Source organism: Streptomyces odontotermitis (assembly GCF_050510915.1).
In the GTDB taxonomy this organism is placed as follows: domain Bacteria; phylum Actinomycetota; class Actinomycetes; order Streptomycetales; family Streptomycetaceae; genus Streptomyces.
This window is the reverse complement of record NZ_JBNJLS010000020.1, coordinates 12,885-34,234: the sequence shown is the minus strand read 5'-3', so window position 1 is coordinate 34,234 and position 21,350 is coordinate 12,885. Positions and strand designations below refer to the sequence as shown.

General features: G+C 72.0%; 21 protein-coding genes. 5 read left to right on the top strand and 16 right to left on the bottom strand.

Features of this window, described 5'->3' with window-relative positions:
* Positions 1-464: 464 nt before the first annotated feature.
* The 10 genes from gatB to ACQB60_RS36290 form a co-directional block, all read right to left on the bottom strand.
* Positions 465-1,976, bottom strand: coding sequence for an Asp-tRNA(Asn)/Glu-tRNA(Gln) amidotransferase subunit GatB (gatB, locus tag ACQB60_RS36335; protein WP_496930476.1), 1,512 nt, complete (start codon positions 1,974-1,976; stop codon positions 465-467).
* Positions 1,977-1,990: 14 nt separating this feature from the next.
* Positions 1,991-2,233: a hypothetical protein gene (locus tag ACQB60_RS36330; RefSeq protein ID WP_384848199.1), complete on the bottom strand. Its 243-nt coding sequence runs from the start codon at positions 2,231-2,233 to the stop codon at positions 1,991-1,993.
* The gene (gene gatA / locus ACQB60_RS36325) at positions 2,230-3,738 is read right to left on the bottom strand and encodes an Asp-tRNA(Asn)/Glu-tRNA(Gln) amidotransferase subunit GatA (RefSeq protein WP_496930387.1); all 1,509 of its coding nucleotides are present in this window, start codon (positions 3,736-3,738) and stop codon (positions 2,230-2,232) included. Before gatA ends, ACQB60_RS36330 begins: the two co-directional genes overlap by 4 nt.
* A 5-nt stretch (positions 3,739-3,743) precedes the next feature.
* On the bottom strand, positions 3,744-4,040 hold the full coding sequence (gene gatC / locus ACQB60_RS36320) for an Asp-tRNA(Asn)/Glu-tRNA(Gln) amidotransferase subunit GatC (RefSeq protein ID WP_010984178.1): 297 nt from the start codon (positions 4,038-4,040) through the stop codon (positions 3,744-3,746).
* Positions 4,041-4,329: 289 nt separating this feature from the next.
* Entirely contained in the window at positions 4,330-6,414 is a 2,085-nt protein-coding gene (locus ACQB60_RS36315; RefSeq protein ID WP_496930475.1) for a putative bifunctional diguanylate cyclase/phosphodiesterase, read from the bottom strand.
* Between the two features lie 692 nt (positions 6,415-7,106).
* A complete protein-coding gene (gene ligA / locus ACQB60_RS36310; RefSeq protein WP_496930386.1) occupies positions 7,107-9,290 on the bottom strand; it encodes an NAD-dependent DNA ligase LigA in 2,184 nt (727 codons plus the stop codon).
* 31 nt (positions 9,291-9,321) lie between these two features.
* Positions 9,322-10,338: a methionine synthase gene (locus tag ACQB60_RS36305; RefSeq protein WP_496930385.1), complete on the bottom strand. Its 1,017-nt coding sequence runs from the start codon at positions 10,336-10,338 to the stop codon at positions 9,322-9,324.
* A complete protein-coding gene (locus tag ACQB60_RS36300) occupies positions 10,335-11,024 on the bottom strand; it encodes an SDR family oxidoreductase (RefSeq protein WP_496930384.1) in 690 nt (229 codons plus the stop codon). Before ACQB60_RS36300 ends, ACQB60_RS36305 begins: the two co-directional genes overlap by 4 nt.
* 58 nt (positions 11,025-11,082) lie before the next feature.
* Complete coding sequence (locus tag ACQB60_RS36295) at positions 11,083-11,628, bottom strand: LOG family protein (RefSeq protein WP_496930383.1); 546 nt, start codon at positions 11,626-11,628, stop codon at positions 11,083-11,085.
* On the bottom strand, positions 11,625-12,473 hold the full coding sequence (locus tag ACQB60_RS36290) for a class I SAM-dependent methyltransferase (RefSeq protein ID WP_496930382.1): 849 nt from the start codon (positions 12,471-12,473) through the stop codon (positions 11,625-11,627). Before ACQB60_RS36290 ends, ACQB60_RS36295 begins: the two co-directional genes overlap by 4 nt.
* A 120-nt stretch (positions 12,474-12,593) precedes the next feature.
* Between ACQB60_RS36290 and ACQB60_RS36285 the strand changes: the two genes are divergently transcribed.
* On the top strand, positions 12,594-12,950 hold the full coding sequence (locus ACQB60_RS36285) for a DUF427 domain-containing protein (RefSeq protein WP_496930381.1): 357 nt from the start codon (positions 12,594-12,596) through the stop codon (positions 12,948-12,950).
* Here ACQB60_RS36285 and ACQB60_RS36280 read toward each other — a convergent pair.
* Positions 12,934-13,911, bottom strand: coding sequence for a GlxA family transcriptional regulator (locus ACQB60_RS36280; protein ID WP_496930380.1), 978 nt, complete (start codon positions 13,909-13,911; stop codon positions 12,934-12,936). The genes ACQB60_RS36285 and ACQB60_RS36280 overlap by 17 nt on opposite strands.
* 70 nt (positions 13,912-13,981) lie before the next feature.
* On the opposite strand from ACQB60_RS36280, the gene ACQB60_RS36275 reads away from it, so the two are divergent.
* Positions 13,982-14,977, top strand: coding sequence for an NADP-dependent oxidoreductase (locus tag ACQB60_RS36275; protein WP_496930379.1), 996 nt, complete (start codon positions 13,982-13,984; stop codon positions 14,975-14,977).
* A gap of 13 nt (positions 14,978-14,990) precedes the next feature.
* On the opposite strand, the gene mnmA is transcribed toward ACQB60_RS36275, so the two are convergent.
* Entirely contained in the window at positions 14,991-16,121 is a 1,131-nt protein-coding gene (gene mnmA, locus ACQB60_RS36270) for a tRNA 2-thiouridine(34) synthase MnmA (protein ID WP_496930378.1), read from the bottom strand.
* Between the two features lie 61 nt (positions 16,122-16,182).
* Between mnmA and ACQB60_RS36265 the strand changes: the two genes are divergently transcribed.
* A complete protein-coding gene (locus tag ACQB60_RS36265) occupies positions 16,183-16,884 on the top strand; it encodes an N-acetylmuramoyl-L-alanine amidase (RefSeq protein WP_496930377.1) in 702 nt (233 codons plus the stop codon).
* Here the strand turns inward: ACQB60_RS36265 and ACQB60_RS36260 are convergent.
* The 3 genes from ACQB60_RS36260 to ACQB60_RS36250 form a co-directional block, all read right to left on the bottom strand.
* Positions 16,881-18,050: a cysteine desulfurase family protein gene (locus ACQB60_RS36260; protein ID WP_496930376.1), complete on the bottom strand. Its 1,170-nt coding sequence runs from the start codon at positions 18,048-18,050 to the stop codon at positions 16,881-16,883. The two genes, ACQB60_RS36265 and ACQB60_RS36260, sit on opposite strands and share 4 nt — an antisense overlap.
* Before the next feature lie 67 nt (positions 18,051-18,117).
* Positions 18,118-18,405 (bottom strand): DUF4190 domain-containing protein, encoded by a 288-nt coding sequence (locus tag ACQB60_RS36255; RefSeq protein ID WP_496930375.1) that lies wholly within the window; start codon positions 18,403-18,405, stop codon positions 18,118-18,120.
* Positions 18,406-18,447: 42 nt separating this feature from the next.
* Entirely contained in the window at positions 18,448-18,600 is a 153-nt protein-coding gene (locus ACQB60_RS36250; RefSeq protein ID WP_496930374.1) for a hypothetical protein, read from the bottom strand.
* A 138-nt stretch (positions 18,601-18,738) separates the two neighbouring features.
* Here ACQB60_RS36250 and ACQB60_RS36245 point away from each other — a divergent pair, with 138 nt between their 5' ends.
* Together ACQB60_RS36245 and ACQB60_RS36240 are read left to right on the top strand one after the other, a co-directional pair.
* Positions 18,739-19,365, top strand: a complete 627-nt coding sequence (locus ACQB60_RS36245; RefSeq protein ID WP_496930373.1) for a TetR family transcriptional regulator — start codon at positions 18,739-18,741, stop codon at positions 19,363-19,365.
* Positions 19,366-19,387: 22 nt separating this feature from the next.
* Positions 19,388-20,311, top strand: coding sequence for an alpha/beta fold hydrolase (locus ACQB60_RS36240; RefSeq protein WP_496930372.1), 924 nt, complete (start codon positions 19,388-19,390; stop codon positions 20,309-20,311).
* Here ACQB60_RS36240 and ACQB60_RS36235 read toward each other — a convergent pair.
* Positions 20,235-21,254: a helix-turn-helix transcriptional regulator gene (locus tag ACQB60_RS36235; RefSeq protein WP_496930371.1), complete on the bottom strand. Its 1,020-nt coding sequence runs from the start codon at positions 21,252-21,254 to the stop codon at positions 20,235-20,237. The two genes, ACQB60_RS36240 and ACQB60_RS36235, sit on opposite strands and share 77 nt — an antisense overlap.
* Between the last annotated feature and the right edge of the window lie 96 nt (positions 21,255-21,350).

The window sequence follows — 21,350 nt, the reverse complement described above, 5'->3', positions numbered from 1 at the left end:
CTCAAAGGTTCGTTGCTGATCCATTGAGGTACGGCCGGGACGCTATTCACTTCATGTGGCGAGGGGAAGACCCCGGGACGGCCTGAAAGTGAATTGGCGTCAGGCGTGAGGCTTTGAGGCGGCACGTGGACGGAGGGAGTCCGTCGACCCGCCCGTCCGCCGCGCGGCAAGGGCGGCAAGGGCGGCAAGGGCGGCAAGGCGACTCCGGGCCCGACGGTCACGGTGACCAAGTCGGCGGCGGCGGAGGGCGGTTCAGAGCCTGACCCGGCGGACGTCGGGGGCGGACCACGGCTGCGGATCAGCACCGACGCCACCACGGACAGCGACGGCCGCAGCCACATCGGCGCTGCCGCACTCGGCTCCCCGGCCCTCAAGAACCCGACCCTCAAGAAGTGGCCCCGGGCACGCGAAGGGGCGCCGCACCCACCGGTGCGGCGCCCCGACTCCCGTACGGGAAAAGGCTGTCAGCCCTCGCTCACGCCCAGCTGCTCCAGGATGAGCTCCTTGACGCGGGCCGCGTCGGCCTGGCCGCGGGTCGCCTTCATGACGGCACCCACCAGCGCACCCGCCGCAGCGACCTTGCCGCCGCGGATCTTGTCGGCGATCGCTGCGTTGCCCGCGATGGCCTCCTCGACGGCCTTCGTCAGCGCGCCGTCGTCCGAGACGACCTTCAGGCCGCGCTTGTCGACGACCTCGTCCGGCGTACCCTCGCCCTTCAGGACGCCGTCGATGACCTGGCGGGCCAGCTTGTCGTTCAGATCGCCGGCGGCGACGAGCTCGGAGACGCGGGCCACGTGCTCGGGCGTGATGGGCAGGGCGCCCAGCTCGACGCCCTGCTCGTTGGCGCTGCGGGCCAGCTCGCCCATCCACCACTTGCGGGCCGAGGCCGAGTCCGCGCCGGCGTTGATCGTGGCGACGATCGGGCCGATGGCGCCGGCGTTGCGGATCGACTGCATGTCGTGGGCGGTGATGCCCCACTCCTCGATCAGCCGGTTGCGCTGGGCGAGGGGCTGCTCGGGGAGCGCGGCGCGCAGCGCCTCGACCCACTCGCGGGACGGGGCGACGGGCACCAGGTCGGGCTCCGGGAAGTACCGGTAGTCCTCGGCGTTGTCCTTGATGCGGCCCGACGTCGTGGAGCCGTCCTCCTCGTGGAAGTGACGGGTCTCCTGGACGATCGTGCCGCCGGAGGACAGCACCGCCGCGTGCCGCTGGATCTCGAAGCGGGCCGCGCGCTCCACGGAGCGAAGGGAGTTGACGTTCTTCGTCTCGGAGCGCGTGCCGAACTTCTCCGTCCCGTTGGGACGCAGCGAGAGGTTCACGTCGCAGCGCATCTGGCCCTTGTCCATGCGGGCCTCGGAGACGTCGAGCGCCTTGATGACCTCGCGCAGCTCGGCGACGTACGCCTTGGCGACCTCGGGGGCCCGCTCGCCCGCGCCCTCGATCGGCTTGGTGACGATCTCGATGAGGGGGATGCCCGCGCGGTTGTAGTCGAGCAGGGAGTGCGAGGCGCCGTGGATGCGGCCGGTGGCACCGCCCACGTGCGTGGACTTGCCGGTGTCCTCCTCCATGTGGGCGCGCTCGATCTCCACGCGGAAGATCTCGCCGTCCTCCAGCTGCACGTCGAGGTAGCCGTTGTAGGCGATCGGCTCGTCGTACTGGGAGGTCTGGAAGTTCTTCGGCATGTCCGGATAGAAGTAGTTCTTCCGGGCGAAGCGGCACCACTCGGCGATCTCGCAGTTGAGAGCGAGGCCGATCTTGATGGCGGACTCGACGCCGATCTCGTTGACGACCGGCAGCGCGCCGGGCAGGCCGAGACAGGTCGGGCACGTCTGGCTGTTGGCGTCCTGCTTCAGCTCGGTCGAGCAGCCGCAGAACATCTTCGTCTTGGTGCCGAGCTCGACATGGACCTCCAGGCCCATGACGGGGTCGTACGACGCCAACGCGTCCTCGTACGACAGAAGTTCGGTGGTCACGATGGAAACTTTCCCTCTCAGCCCAGCAGGACGTCGTCGTCGCCGAGGCGCTTGAGCTCGCGCACCAGGAGCGCGACGCCGGTGACGATGGCGGCGGCGGACACGGCGGCGTCGATCAGGCGCAGCGTGTCGCCCTCGAAGCGGGCCTTCTTGGCCTGCTTGACCACGCTGATCGCACCGAACGCGGTGGTCCCGATCGACAGATACGTACCGGTCTTGGACTTCTTGAAGCCCTTGGCCTTGCTCACAGCACTACTCACAGCGACGGAGCCTCCTCAAGCAGCGGGTGGCCCCACTTTTCCACGAAGGCGGCCTCGACGGCAGCGCCCACCTTGTACAGGCGGTCGTCCTTCATGGCGGGGGCGATGATCTGGAGCCCGACGGGCAGGCCGTCCTCCGGCGCGAGGCCGCAGGGCAGCGACATGGCGGCGTTGCCCGCCAGGTTGGTCGGGATCGTGCACAGGTCCGCGAGGTACATCGCCATCGGGTCGTCGGCGCGCTCGCCGATCGGGAAGGCGGTGGTCGGCGTGGTCGGCGACACGATGACGTCGACCTGCTCGAAGGCCGACTCGAACTCGCGGGTGATGAGCGTGCGGACCTTCTGGGCGCTGCCGTAGTACGCGTCGTAGTAGCCGGAGCTCAGGGCGTACGTACCGAGGATCACGCGGCGCTTCACCTCGTCGCCGAAGCCCGCCTCGCGGGTCAGCGCGGTGACGTCCTCGGCCGACTTGGTGCCGTCGTCACCGACGCGCAGGCCGTAGCGCATGGCGTCGAAGCGCGCGAGGTTGGACGAGCACTCGGACGGGGCGATCAGGTAGTACGCGGACAGCCCCAGGTCGAACGAGGGGCAGTCCAGCTCGACGACGGTCGCGCCGAGGGACTTGAGCAGCTCCACGGACTCGTTGAAGCGCTGGACGACGCCGGCCTGGTAGCCCTCGCCCGCGAACTGCTTGACGACGCCGACCCGCATGCCTTCGACGCTGCCGTTGCGCGCGGCCTCGACGACCGCGGGGACCGGGGCGTCGATGGAGGTCGAGTCCAGCGGGTCGTGCCCGGCGATGGCCTCGTGGAGGAGCGCCGCGTCCAGGACCGTACGGGCGCAGGGGCCGCCCTGGTCCAGGGACGAGGAGAACGCCACCATGCCGTAGCGGGAGACACCGCCGTACGTCGGCTTGACGCCCACGGTGCCGGTGACGGCGGCGGGCTGGCGGATGGAGCCGCCGGTGTCGGTGCCCATGGCGAGCGGCGCCTCGTACGCGGCGAGGGCAGCGCTGGAGCCGCCGCCGGAACCGCCCGGGATACGGGTGAGGTCCCACGGGTTACCAGTGGGGCCGTACGCGCTGTTCTCGGTGCTCGACCCCATGGCGAACTCGTCCATGTTGGTCTTGCCGAGGATGACGACGTCGGCGGCCTTCAGGTTCTTCGTGACCGTCGCGTCGTACGGCGGGATCCACCCCTCGAGGATCTTCGAGCCGACCGTGGTCGGGATCCCCTCCGTGGTGAAGATGTCCTTCAGCGCGATCGGCACACCGGCGAGCGGCCCGAGCTTCTCGCCCCTGGCCCGCTTCTCGTCCACGGCGCGGGCCTGCGCGAGGGCGCCCTCACGGTCGACGTGCAGGAAGGCGTGCACCTTCTCGTCGACGGCCTCGATGCGGGCCAGGTGCGCCTCGGTGACCTCGACGGCGGTGAGGCTGCCGTCGGCGATCTTCGCGGCGATCTCGGCGGCGGTGAGCTTGATGATGTTGACGTTGCTGTTGTCCGTCATGGTTCTTAGTCCTCCCCCAGGATCTGCGGCACCTTGAAACGCTGCTGCTCCTGGGCCGGGGCGCCGGAGAGCGCCTGCTCGGGGGTGAGCGACGGACGGACCTCGTCCGCGCGCATGACGTTCGTCAGCGGCAGCGGGTGAGAGGTCGGCGGTACGTCTTGGTCGGCGACCTCAGAGACGCGGGCGACCGCGCCGATGATGTCGTCCAGCTGTCCGGCGAAGTGGTCGAGCTCTTCGGCCTTCAGCTCCAGACGTGCTAGGCGGGCGAGGTGGGCGACCTCCTCGCGCGTGATGCCAGGCATGCAGCGATCCTCTGGGGTGAGTGTGTGGGTTGTGCCCCCAATCCTATGGGGCGCGAGCGCTTGCCCGTGCAGCGGTTTCTCCCCGCCGCTCCGCGGCGGCTGCTGCCCCGCTCCGCGGGGCCTCCCCCGGCGCTCCGCGCCGCGTTCCCTCGCCGCTCCGCGGCAGCCTCTTCGCCGCTCCGCGGCGGGTCTCCCACGCGCCCACCCGTGCGCTGCGACGCGCGACGCAGGTCGCCTCGCCCCCTCGCACAGACCGGCGGCCGCAGGCCAGGGCGCCTACAACGTGGCCCTACTTGGAGGACCGCTCCCCCTCCGCGGCCTGAGCGGCGGGCCGCTGCCAGCCCCGCGACCCCCGCGCCCGCAGCCACGCCGTCGTCTCCTCCTCCGGCATCGCCGCCGCGACCAGCCACCCCTGCACCGCGTCGCACCCGAGGTCCCGCAGCCGCTCCCACGTCTCGTCGTCCTCGACGCCCTCCGCGACGACGAGCAGGCCCAGCGAGTGCGCCAGGTCGACGGTGCAGCGCACGATCTCGGCGTCCTCCGTGTCCACGGCGAGGCGGGCCACGAACGACCGGTCGATCTTCAGCTCGCTCACCGGGAGCCGCCGCAGGTGGACCAGGGACGAGTAGCCCGTGCCGAAGTCGTCGAGCGACATCTTCACCCCGTGCCCGGTCAGCCCGGCGAGCGTGTCCGCCGCCCGCTGCGGGTCCTCCAGGAGCACGTGTTCCGTTATCTCCAGCTGGAGCGCCCCCGCGGGGACCCCGTGCCGGGCGAGACGGGCCGCCACCGCTCCGGCGAAGCCGGGGGTGTGGACGTCACGCGGCGAGACGTTCACCGCGACCGGCACCTTCAGGCCCTGCGCCTGCCAGCGCGCGACCTGCGCGAGCGCCGTCTCCAGCACGTACTCCGTCAGATGGGGCATCAGCCCGGACGACTCCGCGATCGCGATGAACTCGTCCGGCGGGACCTTTCCCCGCTCGGGGTGCACCCAGCGCACGAGCGCCTCCAGGCCCGCGACCTGCCCGTCGAAGCGCACCTTCGGCTGGTAGTGGAGCTCCACCTCGCCCGCGTCGAGAGCCCGGCGCAGGTCCCCCAACAGGCCGAGGCGGTCAGGGGTGTTGGAGTCCCGCTTCGACTCGTACACCTCCACTCCGGTGCGGTCGCGCTTCGCCTGGTACATCGCGACGTCCGCGCGCCGCAGCAGTCCCTCCGCGTCCAGCGCGTGGTCCGGGAAGACGGCGAGCCCGGCGCTCGCCTCCAGGACCAGCGTCAGTCCGTCCAGGTCGAGCGGGGAGCCGAGCGCCGCGACCAGGGAGCGGGCCACGCGGGACGCCGACGTCGTGGAGTCGGCCACCGGGAGCAGCACCGCGAACTCGTCGCCGCCGAGGCGGGCCGCCTCCGCGCCGCGCGGCAGGGCGAGCCGCAGCCGGTCGGCGATCTGCAGCAGGAGCCGGTCGCCGGCGAGATGGCCGAGGGTGTCGTTGACCGAGCGGAAGCGGTCCATGTCGATGAGCATCAGCGCGCACCGCGCCCCGATGCGCTCGGCGTCGTCGATCGCCGTCCAGGTGCGCTCCAGGAGCCACTGCCGGTTGGGCAGGCCCGTCAGCGGGTCGCGCAGCTGCTCCTCCGCGCGGGCGCGGGCGATCCACAGCGTGGAGTCGAGCGCGACCAGCGGGATCGCGAAGAGGGGCAGGAGGATCGGAAGTGCGGTCGCCACCACGCAGATCAGCGGGGCGATGCCCAGCAGGGCCACGCCGACCAGGCCCTGCCGCACGAGGGCGGTGCGGGTGACGGTCGGCAGTGCCCCGGAGCGCGGCGCGTGCACGTACCACAGCAGGACGCGGGTGACGCCGAGGTACGTGGCGGCGACGAGCGCCACCTCGGGGGCGGTGTACAGGTCCCAGCTCTCGGGCAGCCAGGGCGACTCGGCCGAGGGCGCGGTGCCGAACGCGGCCATCGCGAGGGCGGCGGCGCCGATGCCGAGGAGGTCGACGGCGCCGTGCAGCAGTCCCTGCCGCCAGCGGTTGCGCCGGGCGACGCTGACCAGCACGACGACGGTGAGGCTGACCATGCCCGCGGGCACCCAGCCGTACAGCAGGAGCACCGCGACGGTGAGGGCGCCGCCCGAGCCCGTACCGCCCCACCAGCGGTCGCGGCCGAGGGCGACGAGGTGGGCGACGATGAGTCCGGTGAGGACGGCGAACGACCAGCCGACGGTGCCGGACGGGAACAGCGCGTGGTGGTCGGTGAAGGCGCGGAAGAAGCCGGTGCCGAGCACGACCGCGGCGGCGGCCACGACGGCGACGGGCAGCAGCGGCCAGGGCTCGTGGCTCTCCTGGCCGCCGTGCGGCGGATGCGGCCCGCGGCGGTCCAGGACGCGCCACAGCGGCCGACGCGCTTCGGACGTCCGGGACTCGGCGGAGACGGAGGGCTGCGTCGCGACCGTACGGGAGTCGGCCGTACGGGAGTCGGTGGTGCGGGAGTCGGTGACGCGAGGGTCGGTGGCGCGGGCGTCGGTGGCGCGGGAGTCTCTCGCCCGCTGCTCCGTCTCGGGCCCTGTGCCCTCCTGCACTTCGGTGCTCAGCACCGGGCCGATGGGCGTTCCCCCGGCCGTGGTCCGCCGGTCCGCGGCGCGCGCCCCGACGGGGCTCCGCTCCGGCTCGCGCAGCTCAACTTCCTTGCCCTGTACGCCAGATGCGCGTGCCGCCTCGGATGTCCCCGAAGTGCCGCGGTCGCGGCGGCTGAACCAGGCGCCCGGCCCGGCCTTGAGGCGGGCTCGCAGCCGTGAGTCCGGGGCGACGCTCTCGGTCGGTTCCATTCCCGTCCCTCTCACAGCCGGCGGTGCCCACGCCACGCGGACCCAGTCCCAAGTCAGCCGCGTCTGAAAACCTTTCCCCAAGCTCTCGATGAGCAGGAGATACCCCATCCGCACCGGGGCACGGCAGGCGCACACCTCAACAGTAGGCCGCAGAAGGCTTCCACGGGCAGCGGTCGACAACGGTTGCCCGAATGCGACCCGGCCACCCGTATGCATCTGGTATGCGCTGAACGGGTGGCCTTCAACCGCTACTCCTCGGTCGGAAGCGCGACTTCCTTCGCGGCGTCCGGTCCCTGTTCCAGGAGGACCGCGAAGCCGTCCTCGTCCAGAACGGGGACCTTCACCTGCATCGCTTTGTCGTACTTCGAGCCGGGATTGTCGCCCACGACGACGAACGACGTCTTCTTGGAGACCGAACCGGTCACCTTCGCCCCACGGGACTGCAGGGCCTCCTTGGCTCCGTCCCTGGTGTGGTTCGCGAGCGTTCCGGTCACGACCACCGTGAGTCCTTCGAGGGGGCGGGGGCCCTCGTCGTCGCCGGTGGACTCCTCCTCCATGCGGACTCCGGCGGCCTTCCACTTGCGGAGGATCTCGCGGTGCCAGTCCTCCTCGAACCACTGCTTCAGGGAGGCCGCGATGGTGGGTCCGACGCCCTCGACGGCCGCCAGCTCCTCCTCGGTGGCCTGCTCGATGCGGTCGATGGAGCGGAACTCGCGGGCGAGGGCCACCGCGGCGACCGGTCCCACGTGGCGGATGGACAGGCCCGTGATGATGCGCGCGAGGGGGCGTTCCTTCGCGGCCTGAATGTTGTCCAGCATCGCCAGGGTGTTCTTCTTCGCCTCGCCCTTCTGGTTGGCGAAGAACGTGACGACCTTCTCCTCGCCGGTCTTCGGGTCGCGCTTGGGCAGGCCGGAGTCCTGGTCCAGGACGTACGACTTGATGGGGAGCAGCTCGTCGACCTTGAGGTCGAAGATGTCGCCCTCATCCAGGATCGGCGGGGTCGAGGGCTCCAGGGGGTTGGTGAGGGCGGCGGCCGCGACGTAGCCGAAGTTCTCGATGTCCAGGCACTTGCGGCCGGCCAGGTAGAAGAGGCGCTCGCGCAACTGGGCCGGGCACGACTGGCCGTTCGGACAGCGGAGGTCGATGTCGCCCTCCTTCATGGGGCGCAGCGCCGTCCCGCACTCGGGGCACTCGGAGGGCATCTCGAACTCGCGCTCGCTGCCGTCCCGCAGGTCCACGACGGGGCCGAGGATCTCCGGGATGACGTCGCCCGCCTTGCGCAGCACGACCGTGTCGCCGATGAAGACGCCCTTGGCCTTCACCACGTCCTGGTTGTGCAGGGTGGCGAACTCGACCTCGGAGCCCGCGACGGTGACGGGCTCGACGACCGCGTACGGCGTGACGCGGCCGGTGCGGCCGACGCCGACTCTGATGTCGACGAGCTTGGTGTTGACCTCCTCCGGCGCGTACTTCCAGGCGATGGCCCAGCGCGGGGCGCGGGAGGTGGAGCCGAGGCGGCCCTGGAGCGGGATCTCGTCGAGCTTGACGACGACGCCGTCGATCTCGTGCTCCACGGAGTGGCGGTGCTCGCCGAAGTGGGCGATGAACTCCCGTACGCCGTCGAGGTCTTGGACGACCTTGTTGTGCTGGGCGGTGGGCAGGCCCCATTCGTGGAGGAGCTGGTAGGCATGCGAGAGGCAGTCGATGTCGAAGCCCTCACGGGCGCCGATGCCATGCACGACCATGTGCAGGGGGCGGGTCGCGGTGACGCGCGGGTCCTTCTGGCGCAGTGAACCGGCCGCCGCATTGCGCGGGTTGGCGAAGGGCTTGTCGCCCGCTTCGACCAGGCGGGCGTTGAGCTCCTCGAACTTCTCCATGGGGAAGAAGACTTCGCCGCGGATCTCGACGAGGGCGGGGATGCGCTCGCCCTTGAGGCGCTCGGGGATGTCGGCGATCGTACGGACGTTGGGAGTGATGTCCTCGCCGGTGCGGCCGTCGCCGCGGGTGGCGGCGCGGGTGAGCCTGCCGTCCTCGTACGTCAGGTTCACCGCGAGGCCGTCGACCTTCAGCTCGCACAGGAAGTGGAAGTCGGTCGTGCCGACCTCCTTGGCGACGCGGTCGGCCCAGGCGCCGAGCTCCTCGTCGTCGAAGGCGTTGTCGAGGGAGAGCATGCGCTCGCGGTGCTCCACGGACGCGAAGTCCGTCTCGTAGGCGCCGGCGACCTTCTGGGTCGGGGAGTCCGGGGTGCGCAGCTCGGGGTACTGCTCCTCCAGGGCCTCCAGGGAGCGCAGGAGCTTGTCGAACTCGGCGTCGCTGACGACCGGTTGGTCCTTCACGTAGTACCGGAAGCGGTGCTCCTCGATCTGTTCGGCCAGCTGGGCGTGCTTGTCCCGTGCCTCGGCGGGCACTGTGCCTTGCTGTTCGACAGCCACCGTCTCGTCCTCCCGTTACCTTCAGACCCGGTTACTCAGGGTTGTCCGCGAGTGATCTCGCCGCCCGGGCGCAGTGGGCGAGCGCCTGTCGTGCGTACGCGGGCGAAGCGCCCGCGAGTCCGCACGACGGAGTGACCGTGACCGACTCCGCGAGAGAACCCGGATTCAGCCCCAGCCTGCGCCACAGCGACCTGACACCCATGACGCTACCGGCAGGGTCTGACAATGGGCCGTCCACGCCGGGCACGACACCGGCGAACAGCTGTGTACCGCCCTCGACGGCCTCCCCGATCACCTCGTCGTCACGCTCGGTGAGCAGCGCGAAGTCGAACGAGACGGCGTCGGCACCCGCCCTGCGCAGCAGCGCGAACGGCACGTCGGGGGCGCAGGAGTGGACGACGGTCCGGCCCCCGTGAGCGCTGTGGACGGCGAGCACGTCGCGCAGGGTGCTCTCGACGAGCTGGCGGTCCACGGCGCGGTGGGTGCGGTACTCGCTGGCCGTCTTGATCTGCCCGCGCAGCACCGCGATGAGCGAGGGCTCGTCGAGCTGGAGCACCACGTCGGCACCGGGGACGCGGCGGCGCACGTCCGCGAGGTGGGCGCGCAGGCCCTCGGCGAGGGAGCCCGCGAGGTCCCGGCAGGCGCCAGGGTCGCTGAGCGCGGCCTCGCCGTTGCGCAGTTCCAGGGCGGCGGCGAGGGTCCACGGCCCGACGGCCTGGACCTTGAGCGGCCCCTCGTACCCCTGCGTGAACTCCTCGAGGGCGTCGAGGTCTTCGCCGAGCCAGGAGCGGGCGCGCCGGGTGTCGCGCCCGGGGTGGTCGCCGATGCGCCAGCCGCTGGGCTCCACGCGCGCGTACAGGTCGACGAGGAGCCCGGCGGTCCGGCCGATCATGTCGGCGCCGGGCCCGCGCGCGGGGAGCTCGGCGAGGTACGGGATGCCCTGCTCGGCGCTCTCGAAGGTGCCGGTGACGGTCTTCGCGGCCTCGCGCGCGTCACCGCCGGGCATGGACCCGACGCCGGTGGCCGCTCCCCACACGCGCTCGCTCATCGGCCGGGCCGCACCGTCAGGTCGTTGACCTCCGCGTCGCGCGGCAGGTCGAGGGCCATCACGATGGTCGTGGCCACGGACTCGGGGTCGATCCAGCGCGAGGCGTCGTACTCCTTGCCCTCCTGCTGGTGGATCTTCTGCTGCATGGGGCTGGCGGTGCGGCCGGGGTAGACGGAGGTGACCCGGACGCCGTTGCCGTGCTCCTCGTGGCGCAGGGAGTCGGCGAGGGCCTTCAGTCCGTGCTTGGAGGCGGCGTACGCGGACCACTCGGCGTTCGCGGTCAGGCCCGCGCCCGAGTTCACGAAGATCACGTGGCCCTGGGCGACGCGGAGTTGGGGCAGGAAGTGGCGGGTCAGCTCGGCGGGCGCGATCAGGTTCACGTTGAGCTGGTGGCGCCAGGTCTTCGGGGTGAGCTCGCCGACCGGGCCGAGGTCGGCGACACCCGCGATGTGCAGCAGGGAGTCCACGCGGTCCGGCAGCGTCTGGTGCCCGAAGGCCCAGGAGATCTTGTCCGGGTCGTCCAGGTCGCCGACGAGGGTGCGCGCACCGGGGAACTCGGCGGCGAGGTCCTTGGCGCGCGCCGCGTCGCGGGCGTGCAGGACGAGGTCGTCGCCGCGGGCGTGCAGGCGGCGGGCGACGGCGGCGCCGATGCCGGAGCCCGCGCCGGTGATCACATGTGTAGCCATGGGCCCATCGTCGCATTCCGGCCGCGCGGGGCCGGAACGCGCCCAGGGGCCGAGACGCTCAGACCTGTCCGCGCGACTCTTCCAGGTACGCCAGCGCCCCCACCGGCTCCTCGGCGAAGAAGACCAGGTCGGTGAGGGGCACCGGCAGGAAGCCCTCGTCCTCCATGCGGCGGAACTGCTCCTTCAACCCGTCGTAGAAGCCCGCCGAGTTGAGCAGCACGACCGGCTTGGTGTGCTTGCCGTGCTTCTTCAGCTCCAGGATCTCGGTGGCCTCGTCGAGCGTGCCCGTGCCGCCCACCATGATCACGACGGCGTCGGCCTTGTCCAGGAGAAGCGCCTTCCGCTCGGCGAGGTCGCGCGCGATCACCATCTCGTCCGGCGCGGTCACGGCTCGGGCCTTGGCGGCGAGGAAGTCCACGGAGACCCCGACGAGCCGGCCGCCCGCCTCCTGCACGCCGTCCGCCACGACCTTCATCAGGCCGCTCTCCGAGCCGCCCCACACCAGCGTGTGCCCGCCCTTGCCGAGCAGCTCGGCGAACTCGTGGGCGGGGCGGGTGTAGCGGTCGTCGAGGTCGGCGGCGGAGAGGAAGACGCAGATGTTCATGCGCCCACGGTACGACGCACCTCCGACACCCGGGGCTCGGGCAGCAGGGACTCCGTCCGGCCGTCCTTCGGGGCGTGGGTGATCCGGATCTTCGACTGGCCGTGCGGCTTGTCCTCCCAGTCGGCCATGAAGCGGGCCGACAGGCCGTACTGCGCGGCGAGTTCGACGAGGGTCTGTGTGCGGTAGTAGAAGTCCTCGCGCAGGACCTGGTGCTCCTTGCCCTCGGTCCGGTCGAAGGTGAAGTCGAAGTGGCCGCCGGGCGCGAGGACGCGGCCGACGTGGGCGAAGCACTCCTCGATGACGTGCAGCGGCGAGTGCGAGAAGACGCTGTGCGCGTGCACGACGTCGAAGTGGGCGTCGGGCAGGAAGTCGAAGGTGAGGTTGTCGACGAGGGTGAGGTACGGGGTCTTGGCGCGCAGGCCCTGGCTCACCAGGGTGCGCTGGGCCGCGAGGAGGATGTCCGGGGAGATGTCGATGCCGTGGTAGTGCCCGGCTTCGAGGTGGTCGATGAAGAGGCGGCCCGCGCGGAGGTTGCCGCAGCCGATCTCCAGGAGGCGGTGCTCGGGGCGCAGGCCGTGCTCCACCAGGTAGTCGAACTGCATCTTGCCGATCCACGTCCACCGGTCGACCGAGGGGCCGCCGCCGACGGCCGCCTCGGCGCTGCGGGCGGCGTCGGAGGCCATCACCGCCCGGTAGTACGCGACGTGGTCGCGGTGCTTGACCCGGAGCACGGCGTCGCGCAGGGCGCGGCGCAGATGGGCCGGAAGGCGGCCGGGGTGCCGCAGGGCGTAACGGGCCTTGTGGACCAGGGACTTGCGGTTCCGCTTCAGGTCGTCGGCAGCCACACGCGCCTCCATGACGGTGAGTGATGAGTCATTGCGGAGCGTGATTGTGTCATGGCGCAGGGTGGGAACAAGCCGCCTGTGGACAACGCTGCACCCAGTAACCGAAGAGAGGCAGAACTGATGAGCCAGGGACACCGGATCACCGTCGAGCAGGGCACCGACCGTGTACGCGTGGTCCATGACGGGCAGGTCGTGGCGGAGAGCGAACGCCCGCTCCTGCTGCGCGAGACGGGCTGCCCGGTGCGCTACTACCTCCCTCCGGAGGATGTGCGCACCGATCTGCTGACACCGTCGGAAACCACCACGTACTGCCCGTTCAAGGGAACGGCCTCCTACTGGTCGCTGCCGGGTGCACAGGACCTGGTGTGGGCCTATCCCGACCCGAAGCCCGACGTGGCCGGGATCAAGGACCACCTCTGCTTCTACGAAGTGGAGGTCACCGAAGGGACCGGAGGGGACGTCAGCGCACAGCCGTGAACGTCCTGCGGTAGGCCGCGGGCGAGGTGCCGAGCACGGAACGCATGTGCTGGCGCAGCGAGTTGGCCGTCCCGAAGCCCGCCCGGTGCGCGACGAGGTCGATGGACAGGTCGCTCGACTCCAGGAGCTGCCGGGCCAGTTCGAGGCGCTGTGCGGTGAGCCAGCGCCCCGGAGTGGTCCCGGCCTCGTCGCGGAAGCGGCGCGTGAAGGTCCGCAGGCTCATGCGCGCGTGGGCGGCCATCTCGCCGAGCGAGAGCGGCTCCTGGAGCCGTTCGAGCGCCCACGCGCGGGTGGCGGCCGTCGTCGCCATCGTCGGCTCCGGGACGGGCCGTTCGATGTACTGGGCCTGTCCGCCGTCGCGCCACGGCGGCACGACGCACACGCGCGCGACGCTGTTGGCGACCGCGCTGCCGTGGTCCCGGCGCACCAGGTGCAGGCACAGGTCCACACCCGCCGCGACGCCAGCCGCCGTCAGCACGTCCCCGTCGTCCACGAAGAGCACGTCCTCGTCGACCCTGACCCGGGGGAACGTGCGCTGGAAATGCCGGGCGACCTGCCAGTGCGTCGTCGCGGGCCGCCCGTCGAGGAGCCCGGCGGCGGCGAGCACGTACGAGGCGCTGCAGATCGACACCATGCGCGTACCGGGCCTGATCCGGGCGAGGGCGGCGGCGAGCGGCGGCGGCAGGACGCCCTCGTCGGTGCCGCCGCAGAGGTGGTGGGTGGGCGGGATGACGACGGTGTCGGCGTCCGCGAGCACTTCGGGGCCGTGCTCCACGGCCACCGAGAACCCCGCCTCCGTGGAGACGGGGCGCCCGTCGACCGTGCAGACCACGACGTCGTACAGGGCCCGCCCCGACGCGTCCTGCGCGCTGCCGAGGACCCGGGAGGGGATGCCCAGTTCGAAGGGGTACACGCCGTCGAGCGCGAGGACGGCGACGCGGTGGACACTCCTGACTGCCATGGCCAGATCCTGTCACATCATGGCCATTCTGCCAGCACCATGATCGACCACAGGGCCGCAGGCTGAGGCCATGACGACGAACACGAACACCCCGAACAGCACGGACAGCACGCACACGAACCAGAAGATGCGCGCCGTCGCCGCGCCCTCCTGGGGCGCCCCCGACGTCCTGACCCCCGTCGAGGTCGACCGCCCCGAGCCCGGCCTGACCGAGATCCTGGTGCGCGTCCACGCGGCCGGGGTCAACCCCGTCGACTGGAAGATCCGCGCCCACGGCACGATCGTCCCCTGGGAGCCGGAGACCCCGATCCTCGGTTACGACGTGTCGGGCACCGTCGAGGCCGTCGGCCCCGGCGTGACCCTCTTCGAGCCGGGCGACGAGGTGTTCGGGATGCCGCGCTTCCCCGAGCAGGCGAGCGCGTACGCCGAGTACGTGACGGCGCCCGCCCGCCGCTTCGTCCGCAAGCCCGCCGCCCTCGGCCACAAAGAAGCGGCTGCGCTCCCCCTGGCCGCCCTCACCGCCTGGCAGTCCCTGATCGACACCGCGCAACTGCGCCCCGGACAGCGGGTGTTGATCCACGCGGCGGCCGGCGGCGTGGGCCACCTCGCGGTGCAGATCGCCAAGGCCCATGGCGCGTACGTCATCGGCACCGCGCGCGCGGACAAGCACGCCTTCCTGAAGGGCCTCGGCGCGGACGAGCTGATCGACTACACGACGACGGACTTCGCCACCGCCGTACGGGACGTCGACGTCGTCCTGGACGGCATCGGCGGCGACTACGGAGACCGCTCGCTGCCCCTCGTGCGCCCCGGCGGCCACCTGGTGACGCTGCCGTCGCCGGACGACCTGCCGTCCGCGCGGGCGGCCGCGGAGCGGGGCGTGCACATCGGCTGGACGGTCGTGGAGCCGGACAACGCGGGCCTGCTCGCCGTCGCCCGCCTCGTCGAGGAGGGAAGGCTCCGGGCCGAGATCGACACGGTGCTGCCCCTGGAGGAGGCCGCGAAGGCCCACGCGCGCGGGGAGGAGGGCCGCACCCGGGGCAAGATCGTGCTCCGGGTGGGCTGATCCGGCACCGGGCCTACGCGGCCGCGGTCGCCCGCTCCGTCGTCGCGATCGTGGCCGAGCCGACGACGCGCGTCCCGTCGTACAGGACGATCGCCTGGCCCGGCGCCACGCCCCGTACGGGCTCGGCGAAGGAGACCTTCAGCTCCGAGCCGTCGACGAGCTCCGCCGTCACCTCCGTCTCGCCGCCGTGGGCGCGCAGCTGGGCGGTGTACGTGCCGGGCCCGGCCGGGGCGACGCCGCACCAGCGGGGCTTGACGGCGGTGAGCGCGGTGACGTCCAGGTCGGCGGCGGAGCCGACCGTCACCGTGTTGTTCACCGGCGAGATGTCCAGGACGTAGCGCGGCTTGCCGTCCGGGGCGGGGGTGCCGATCCTGAGCCCCTTGCGCTGGCCGATCGTGAAGCCGTACGCCCCCTCGTGCGTGCCCAGCTTGTTGCCGTCGGCGTCGACGATGTCGCCCTCCGCCTTGCCGAGCCGGTCGGCGAGGAACCCCTGGGTGTCGCCGTCCGCGATGAAGCAGATGTCGTGCGAGTCCGGCTTCTTGGCGACGGCGAGGCCGCGGCGCTCGGCCTCCGCTCGGATCTCGTCCTTCGTGGTGACCGTGTCCCCGAGGGGGAAGAGCGCGTGGGCGAGCTGGCGGTCGTCCAGGACCCCGAGGACGTAGCTCTGGTCCTTGGCCATGTCCGAGGCGCGGTGCAGCTCGCGGGTGCCGTCCTCGTTCACGATCACCTGGGCGTAGTGGCCGGTGGCGACCGCGTCGAAGCCGAGCGCGAGGGCCTTGTCGAGCAGCGCCGCGAACTTGATCTTCTCGTTGCAGCGCAGACAGGGGTTGGGGGTGCGCCCGGCCTCGTACTCCGCGATGAAGTCCTCGACGACGTCCTCGCGGAACCGCTCGGCGAGGTCCCACACGTAGAACGGGATCCCGATGACGTCCGCGGCGCGGCGGGCGTCGCGGGAGTCCTCGATGGTGCAACAGCCGCGGGCGCCCGTGCGGAACGACTGCGGGTTGGCCGAGAGCGCGAGGTGCACTCCGGTCACGTCGTGCCCGGCTTCGGCCGCGCGGGCGGCGGCGACGGCGGAATCCACGCCTCCGGACATGGCGGCGAGTACGCGGAGGGGGCGGGAGCGCTGCGGGATCTCAGTCATAGCCCTTACAGGGTACGGGCCCACGGGAACCGGAAGCCCGTGAGTATGCGTTCACGATCACATGGGGGAAGACACCGGCGGAAAGCCGCCCGAGCGCTCCGAGCGGAGACTGAACCGCCGCACCCTCCTGATCGGCGGGGCGGCCGCCGCGGCGGGCACCGCCGTGCTCGCCCGCGACGAGCTCGGACGCCTGTGGTGGCGCCTTCCCGGAGTCGTCAAGCGCCGCAAGGAGGGCGAGGTCGACGCGAAGGGCGCGCAGTGGGTCGCCGCGTCCGAGTACAACTGGCGCCGTGCGGACCGCCCCGACGACTACCGCATAGACCGCGTCGTCATCCACGTCGTCCAGGGCAGCTACGACACGGCCCTGCGCGTCTTCAAGGACCCGTCCCACGGCGCGGCCGCCCACTACGTGGTGCGCAAGGACGGCCACGTCGCCCAGATGATCCGCGAGCTCGACGTGGCGTTCCACGCGGGCAACAAGGACATGAACGAGCGGAGCATCGGCATCGAGCACGAGGGCTTCGTCGACAAGAAGTCCTCGTTCACACCGCGGATGTACGCGGCGTCGGCCCGCCTCACCGCCGGGATCTGCAAGCGGTACGGGATACCGGTGGACCGCGAGCACATCATCGGGCACGTGGAGGTGCAGGGCACGGACCACACGGACCCGGGGCCGAACTGGGACTGGAAGCTCTACATGCGCGAGGTGCGGGCGGCCCGCGAACGCCTGGACCAGACGCGGCCGAAGCGCGAGAAGAGCTAGCTCAGGCCCGCCGCCCGCGCCCGCTCGACCGCGGGGCCGATCGCCTCAGCCACCGCCTCGACGTCCGCCTCGGTCGACGTATGGCCGAGGGAGAAGCGGAGCGTGCCGCGGGCCAGGTCCGGGTCCGTGCCCGTGGCGAGCAGGACGTGGCTGGGCTGGGCGACGCCCGCGGTGCACGCGGAGCCGGTGGAGCACTCGATGCCCTGGGCGTCCAGGAGGAGCAGCAGGGAGTCGCCCTCGCAGCCGGGGAACGTGAAGTGGGCGTTGGCCGGGAGGCGGCCCTCCGGGGACGGGTCGCCGCCGAGGATCGCGTCCGGGACCGCCGCCTGCACGGACTTCACCAGGTCGTCGCGGAGCGCGCCGATCTCGCGGGCGAACCGGGCGCGCTGTGCGGCGGCGTGCTGCCCCGCCACGGCGAAGGCCGCGACGGCGGGCACGTCGAGGGTCCCGGAGCGGACGTGGCGCTCCTGGCCGCCGCCGTGCAGCACCGGCACGGGGCTGTACTCGCGCCCGAGCAGCAGCGCCCCGATGCCGTACGGGCCGCCGATCTTGTGTCCGGAGACGGTCATCGCGGCGAGCCCGGAGGCACCGAAGTCGACGGGCACCTGGCCGAACGCCTGCACCGCGTCGGCGTGCAGCGGGATGCCGAACTCCCGCGCCACGGCGGCGAGTTCCTGGACCGGCTGGAGCGTGCCGATCTCGTTGTTGGCCCACATGACGGTGGCCAGGGCGACGTCGTCGGGGTTCCGCTCGACGGCCGCGCGCAGGGCGTCGGGGTGGACGCGGCCGTGCGCGTCGACGGGGAGGTACTCGACGGTGGCGCCCTCGTGCTCGCCGAGCCAGTCCACGGCGTCGAGGACCGCGTGGTGCTCGACGGGGCTGGCGAGGACGCGGACACGGGCGGGGTCGGCGGCGCGCCGGGACCAGAACAGGCCCTTCACGGCGAGGTTGTCGGACTCGGTGCCGCCCGAGGTGAACACGGTCTCGCTGGGGCGGGCGCCGAGCGAGGCGGCGAGCGCCTCGCGGGCCTCCTCGACGGTGCGCCGGGCCCGGCGCCCGGCCGCGTGCAGCGAGGAGGCGTTTCCGGTGACGGCGAGCTGGGCGGTCATCGCCTCGATCGCCTCCGGCAGCATCGGAGTGGTCGCGGCGTGGTCGAGATAGGCCATGGTGCCCCCGATTCTACGAGGCACCGGGCGCGGCCCGCCCCGGCCGTCGCCCACCTCCCCGAACGTCTCAGCCCGCGAGACTCCAAGAGGCCGTGCCGTCAACGGAGATGAGCGTGGCGAGCACGACGAGGTCGGCCACACCGAGGCCGAGGCCGAGCAGCGCGCGGCCGCGGCGGGCGGTGCCGCGCCACAGGGCGAGGCTCGCGAGCACGATGGCGACGGGGCCGAGGAAGAGGTTCAGGACGAGGAGGCCGAGCAGCCCGAGGACGAACGAGGCGACGGCCATGCCGTCGGCGTCGCGCCGCACGGCGGCAGGGGCAGAGGTGGCAGTGGCGGTGCGGGTGGTGAGTTCCATGGTGTGACTCCTGGCAGGTGAGTCGGGATGCGGGTCGGCGGGTCAGCGGTGCCGCGCCCGGCGCTCGCGGATCGCGAACACCAGCAGCCAGAGGCCGATGACGGCGGCGGCGACGAAGGTGACGGGCAGCGGGGCGTGGGCCACGGAGCCGAGCGCGACGCCGAGCAGCAGGAGGGCCGCGACGAGGAACAGCATGTGAATGCCTCTCAAAGGGAGGGCGGCAGGATAGGTGAACAGTTGTGGTTACAACTGTGGTTACAACTGTTCACTGACTGGAGAGTCTACTCCCCTCCCGGCTTCCAAAAGTCGGAGAACAGTTGTTAACTGCATGGCATGAGTCACACCCTCGGCAGCCGGCAGGCCCAGAAGCAGAAGACCCGCCAGGCCCTCCTCGACGCCGCGCTCGCGCTCCTCGAGGAGCAGAGCCTCAGCAGCCTGGGTCTGCGCGAGGTCACCCGTGCCGTGGGCGTGGCCCCCACCGCCTTCTACCGCCACTTCCGGGACACCGCCGACCTCGGCGTGGCCCTGGTCGAGGAGGCGCTCGACAGCCTGCACACCACGCTCGGCGCGCTGCTGGCGGCGACCGGCGACGGCGAGGAACGGATCGCGGCGACCGTCGAGCTGATCGCCGCGTACGTCCGCAGCCACCCCGCCCACGTCCGCTTCATCGCCCGCGAGCGGCACGGCGGCGTCAAGGCGGTGCGGGACGCCATCGGCGCCCAACTCGACCTGTTCGCACGGGAGGTGGCCGGCCAGTTCGCGGGCGAGCCGGAGGGCGAGGGCTGGGACGCGGACGATCTGCTGATGCTCGCCCGGATGTACGTCGACCACATGGTGATGACCGCGTCGGCGTTCCTGGACGCCGACGGCGACACCGAGGCGGCGGCGCGGACGGCCGCGACGGCCCGCAAGCAGCTGCTCCTGGTGAGCCTCGGCCGCTACCACTGGCTGGACAAGTAAGGGTCAACTAGGCTCACTGTCCATGACAGTTGCCCACGACGCCTGGACCCTCGACCGCACCTTCGACAGCTCGTCCGGCACCGTCCGCTGGGCGGCGCTCGGACCGCAGGACGCCCCGCCCGTCGTCCTGCTGCACGGCACGCCCTTCTCCTCGTACGTCTGGCGGGACATCGCCCGCGCGCTCGCGCCCGGACACCGCGTGTACGTCTGGGACATGCCCGGCTACGGAACCTCCGAGATGGGGGCCGGGCAGGACGTGTCGCTGGCCGCGCAGGCGCGGGTGTTCGCGGAGCTGCTCGCGCACTGGGGCCTCGACGGGAAGAGCGAGGGCGAGGGTGACGGCGCCGCGGGGGACCGACCGGCCGTCGTCGCCCATGACTTCGGGGGCTGTGTGGCGCTGCGCGCACACCTCCTGCACGGCGCCCGCTACGCCCGCCTCGCCCTCGTCGACCCGGTGGCGCTCGCCCCCTGGGGCTCCCCCACCTACCGCCTCCTCGGCGCGCACGCGGACGTCTTCGCGCAGCTGCCGTCCGAGCTGCACCGCGCCCTCGTCCGCGAGTACGTGAGCTCGGCGAGCCACCCCGGCCTGCACCCCACGACCCTGGACCGGCTCGTGGACCCCTGGTGCACGGAGGCGGGACGGCCCGCCTTCTACCGCCAGATCGAGCAGAACGACCAGCGGTACACGGACGAAGTCCAGGGCCGTTACGGCGAGTTGGCGGCACTTCCCGTACTCATCTGCTGGGGCACGGACGACACCTGGATCCCGGTGGCGAAGGGCCATGAGCTGGCGAAGCTGATCCCCGGCGCCGAGCTGCGGCTGATCGAGGGCGCCGGACACCTCGTACAGGAGGACGCGCCCGCGTCGCTCACGGCCGCGCTGGCCCGCTTCCTTCAACCGCCCTTCCTTCAGGCGCCGCCGGCTCAGGCGGGTACAGCGCGCTGATCGCGGCGGCGTCGCGGGCGAGGAGGGCGCGGGCCTCCGGGGGGTCGAGGACTTCGACCGTGTCGACGAAGGCGAGCAGCGAGCGGGCCTCGCGGAGGTCGCCGTAGCCGAGCCGGACGGCAACCCACTCCCCCTCCTCCCCGGCGCTTTCGGGGGGCTCCGTGAGGGCGCCGCCGCAGAGCCGCAGGAACATGTCGAGCCGCTCCCTGCGCACGCGTGCCGTCACCGCGACGAGGCCCGGTCGCTCCTCGACCTGGCGCCGCAACACCTCCCAGGCGTCGGCGAGTTCGACGCCGGGCCGCCGCTGGACCGGCTCGTCCAGGAGGGCCGCCGAGCGCACCCGGTCGGCGCGGAAGAGCCGTGGTTCGCCCTCGCGGTCGGCGACCAGGTACCAGACGCCGGCCTTGGAGACGAGGCCGTACGGGTCGACGGTGTACGTCTTCGACTCGGCGGCGCCGCTGTGCCGGTAGCGGAGCCGGAGGCGGCGGTCCGCGAAGACGGCGTCCTGCAGGACGTCGAGGTCGACGGCGGCGGCCGGGACGCCGCGCGTCCAGCGCGAGGAGTCGACGAGGATCCGACGGCTCGTCAACTCGGCGGCGGGCCGGTGGGGTTCGGGCAGCGCGGCCATGACCTTGCGGAGCGCGGAGCCGAGCGCGACGTCCAGGCCGAGCGCGGCGTGCGCGCCCTGGGAGCCCAGGATGAACAGGGCCCGCGACTCGTCGGCGGTCAGCCCCGTGACGTCCGTGCGGTACCCCGGGAGCAGCGCGATCCCGCCGTGCCGCCCGCGCTCGGCGTAGACGGGCACGCCGGAGGCCGAGAGGGCCTCGATGTCCCGGTAGATGGTGCGCACGGAGACCTCGAGCCGGTCGGCCAGCTCGTGGGCCGGGACCTGCCCGCGGGTCTGGAGGAGCAGGAGGATGGAGAGGAGGCGGTCGGACTTCACGGGGCCAGGTTCTCGCAGTTCGGGGAGACTTCCGGGGAAATGCTGACGGTACCTGTCACGTTATAGGGGGAGCCTGTTTCCCGTACGCGGCCGCGG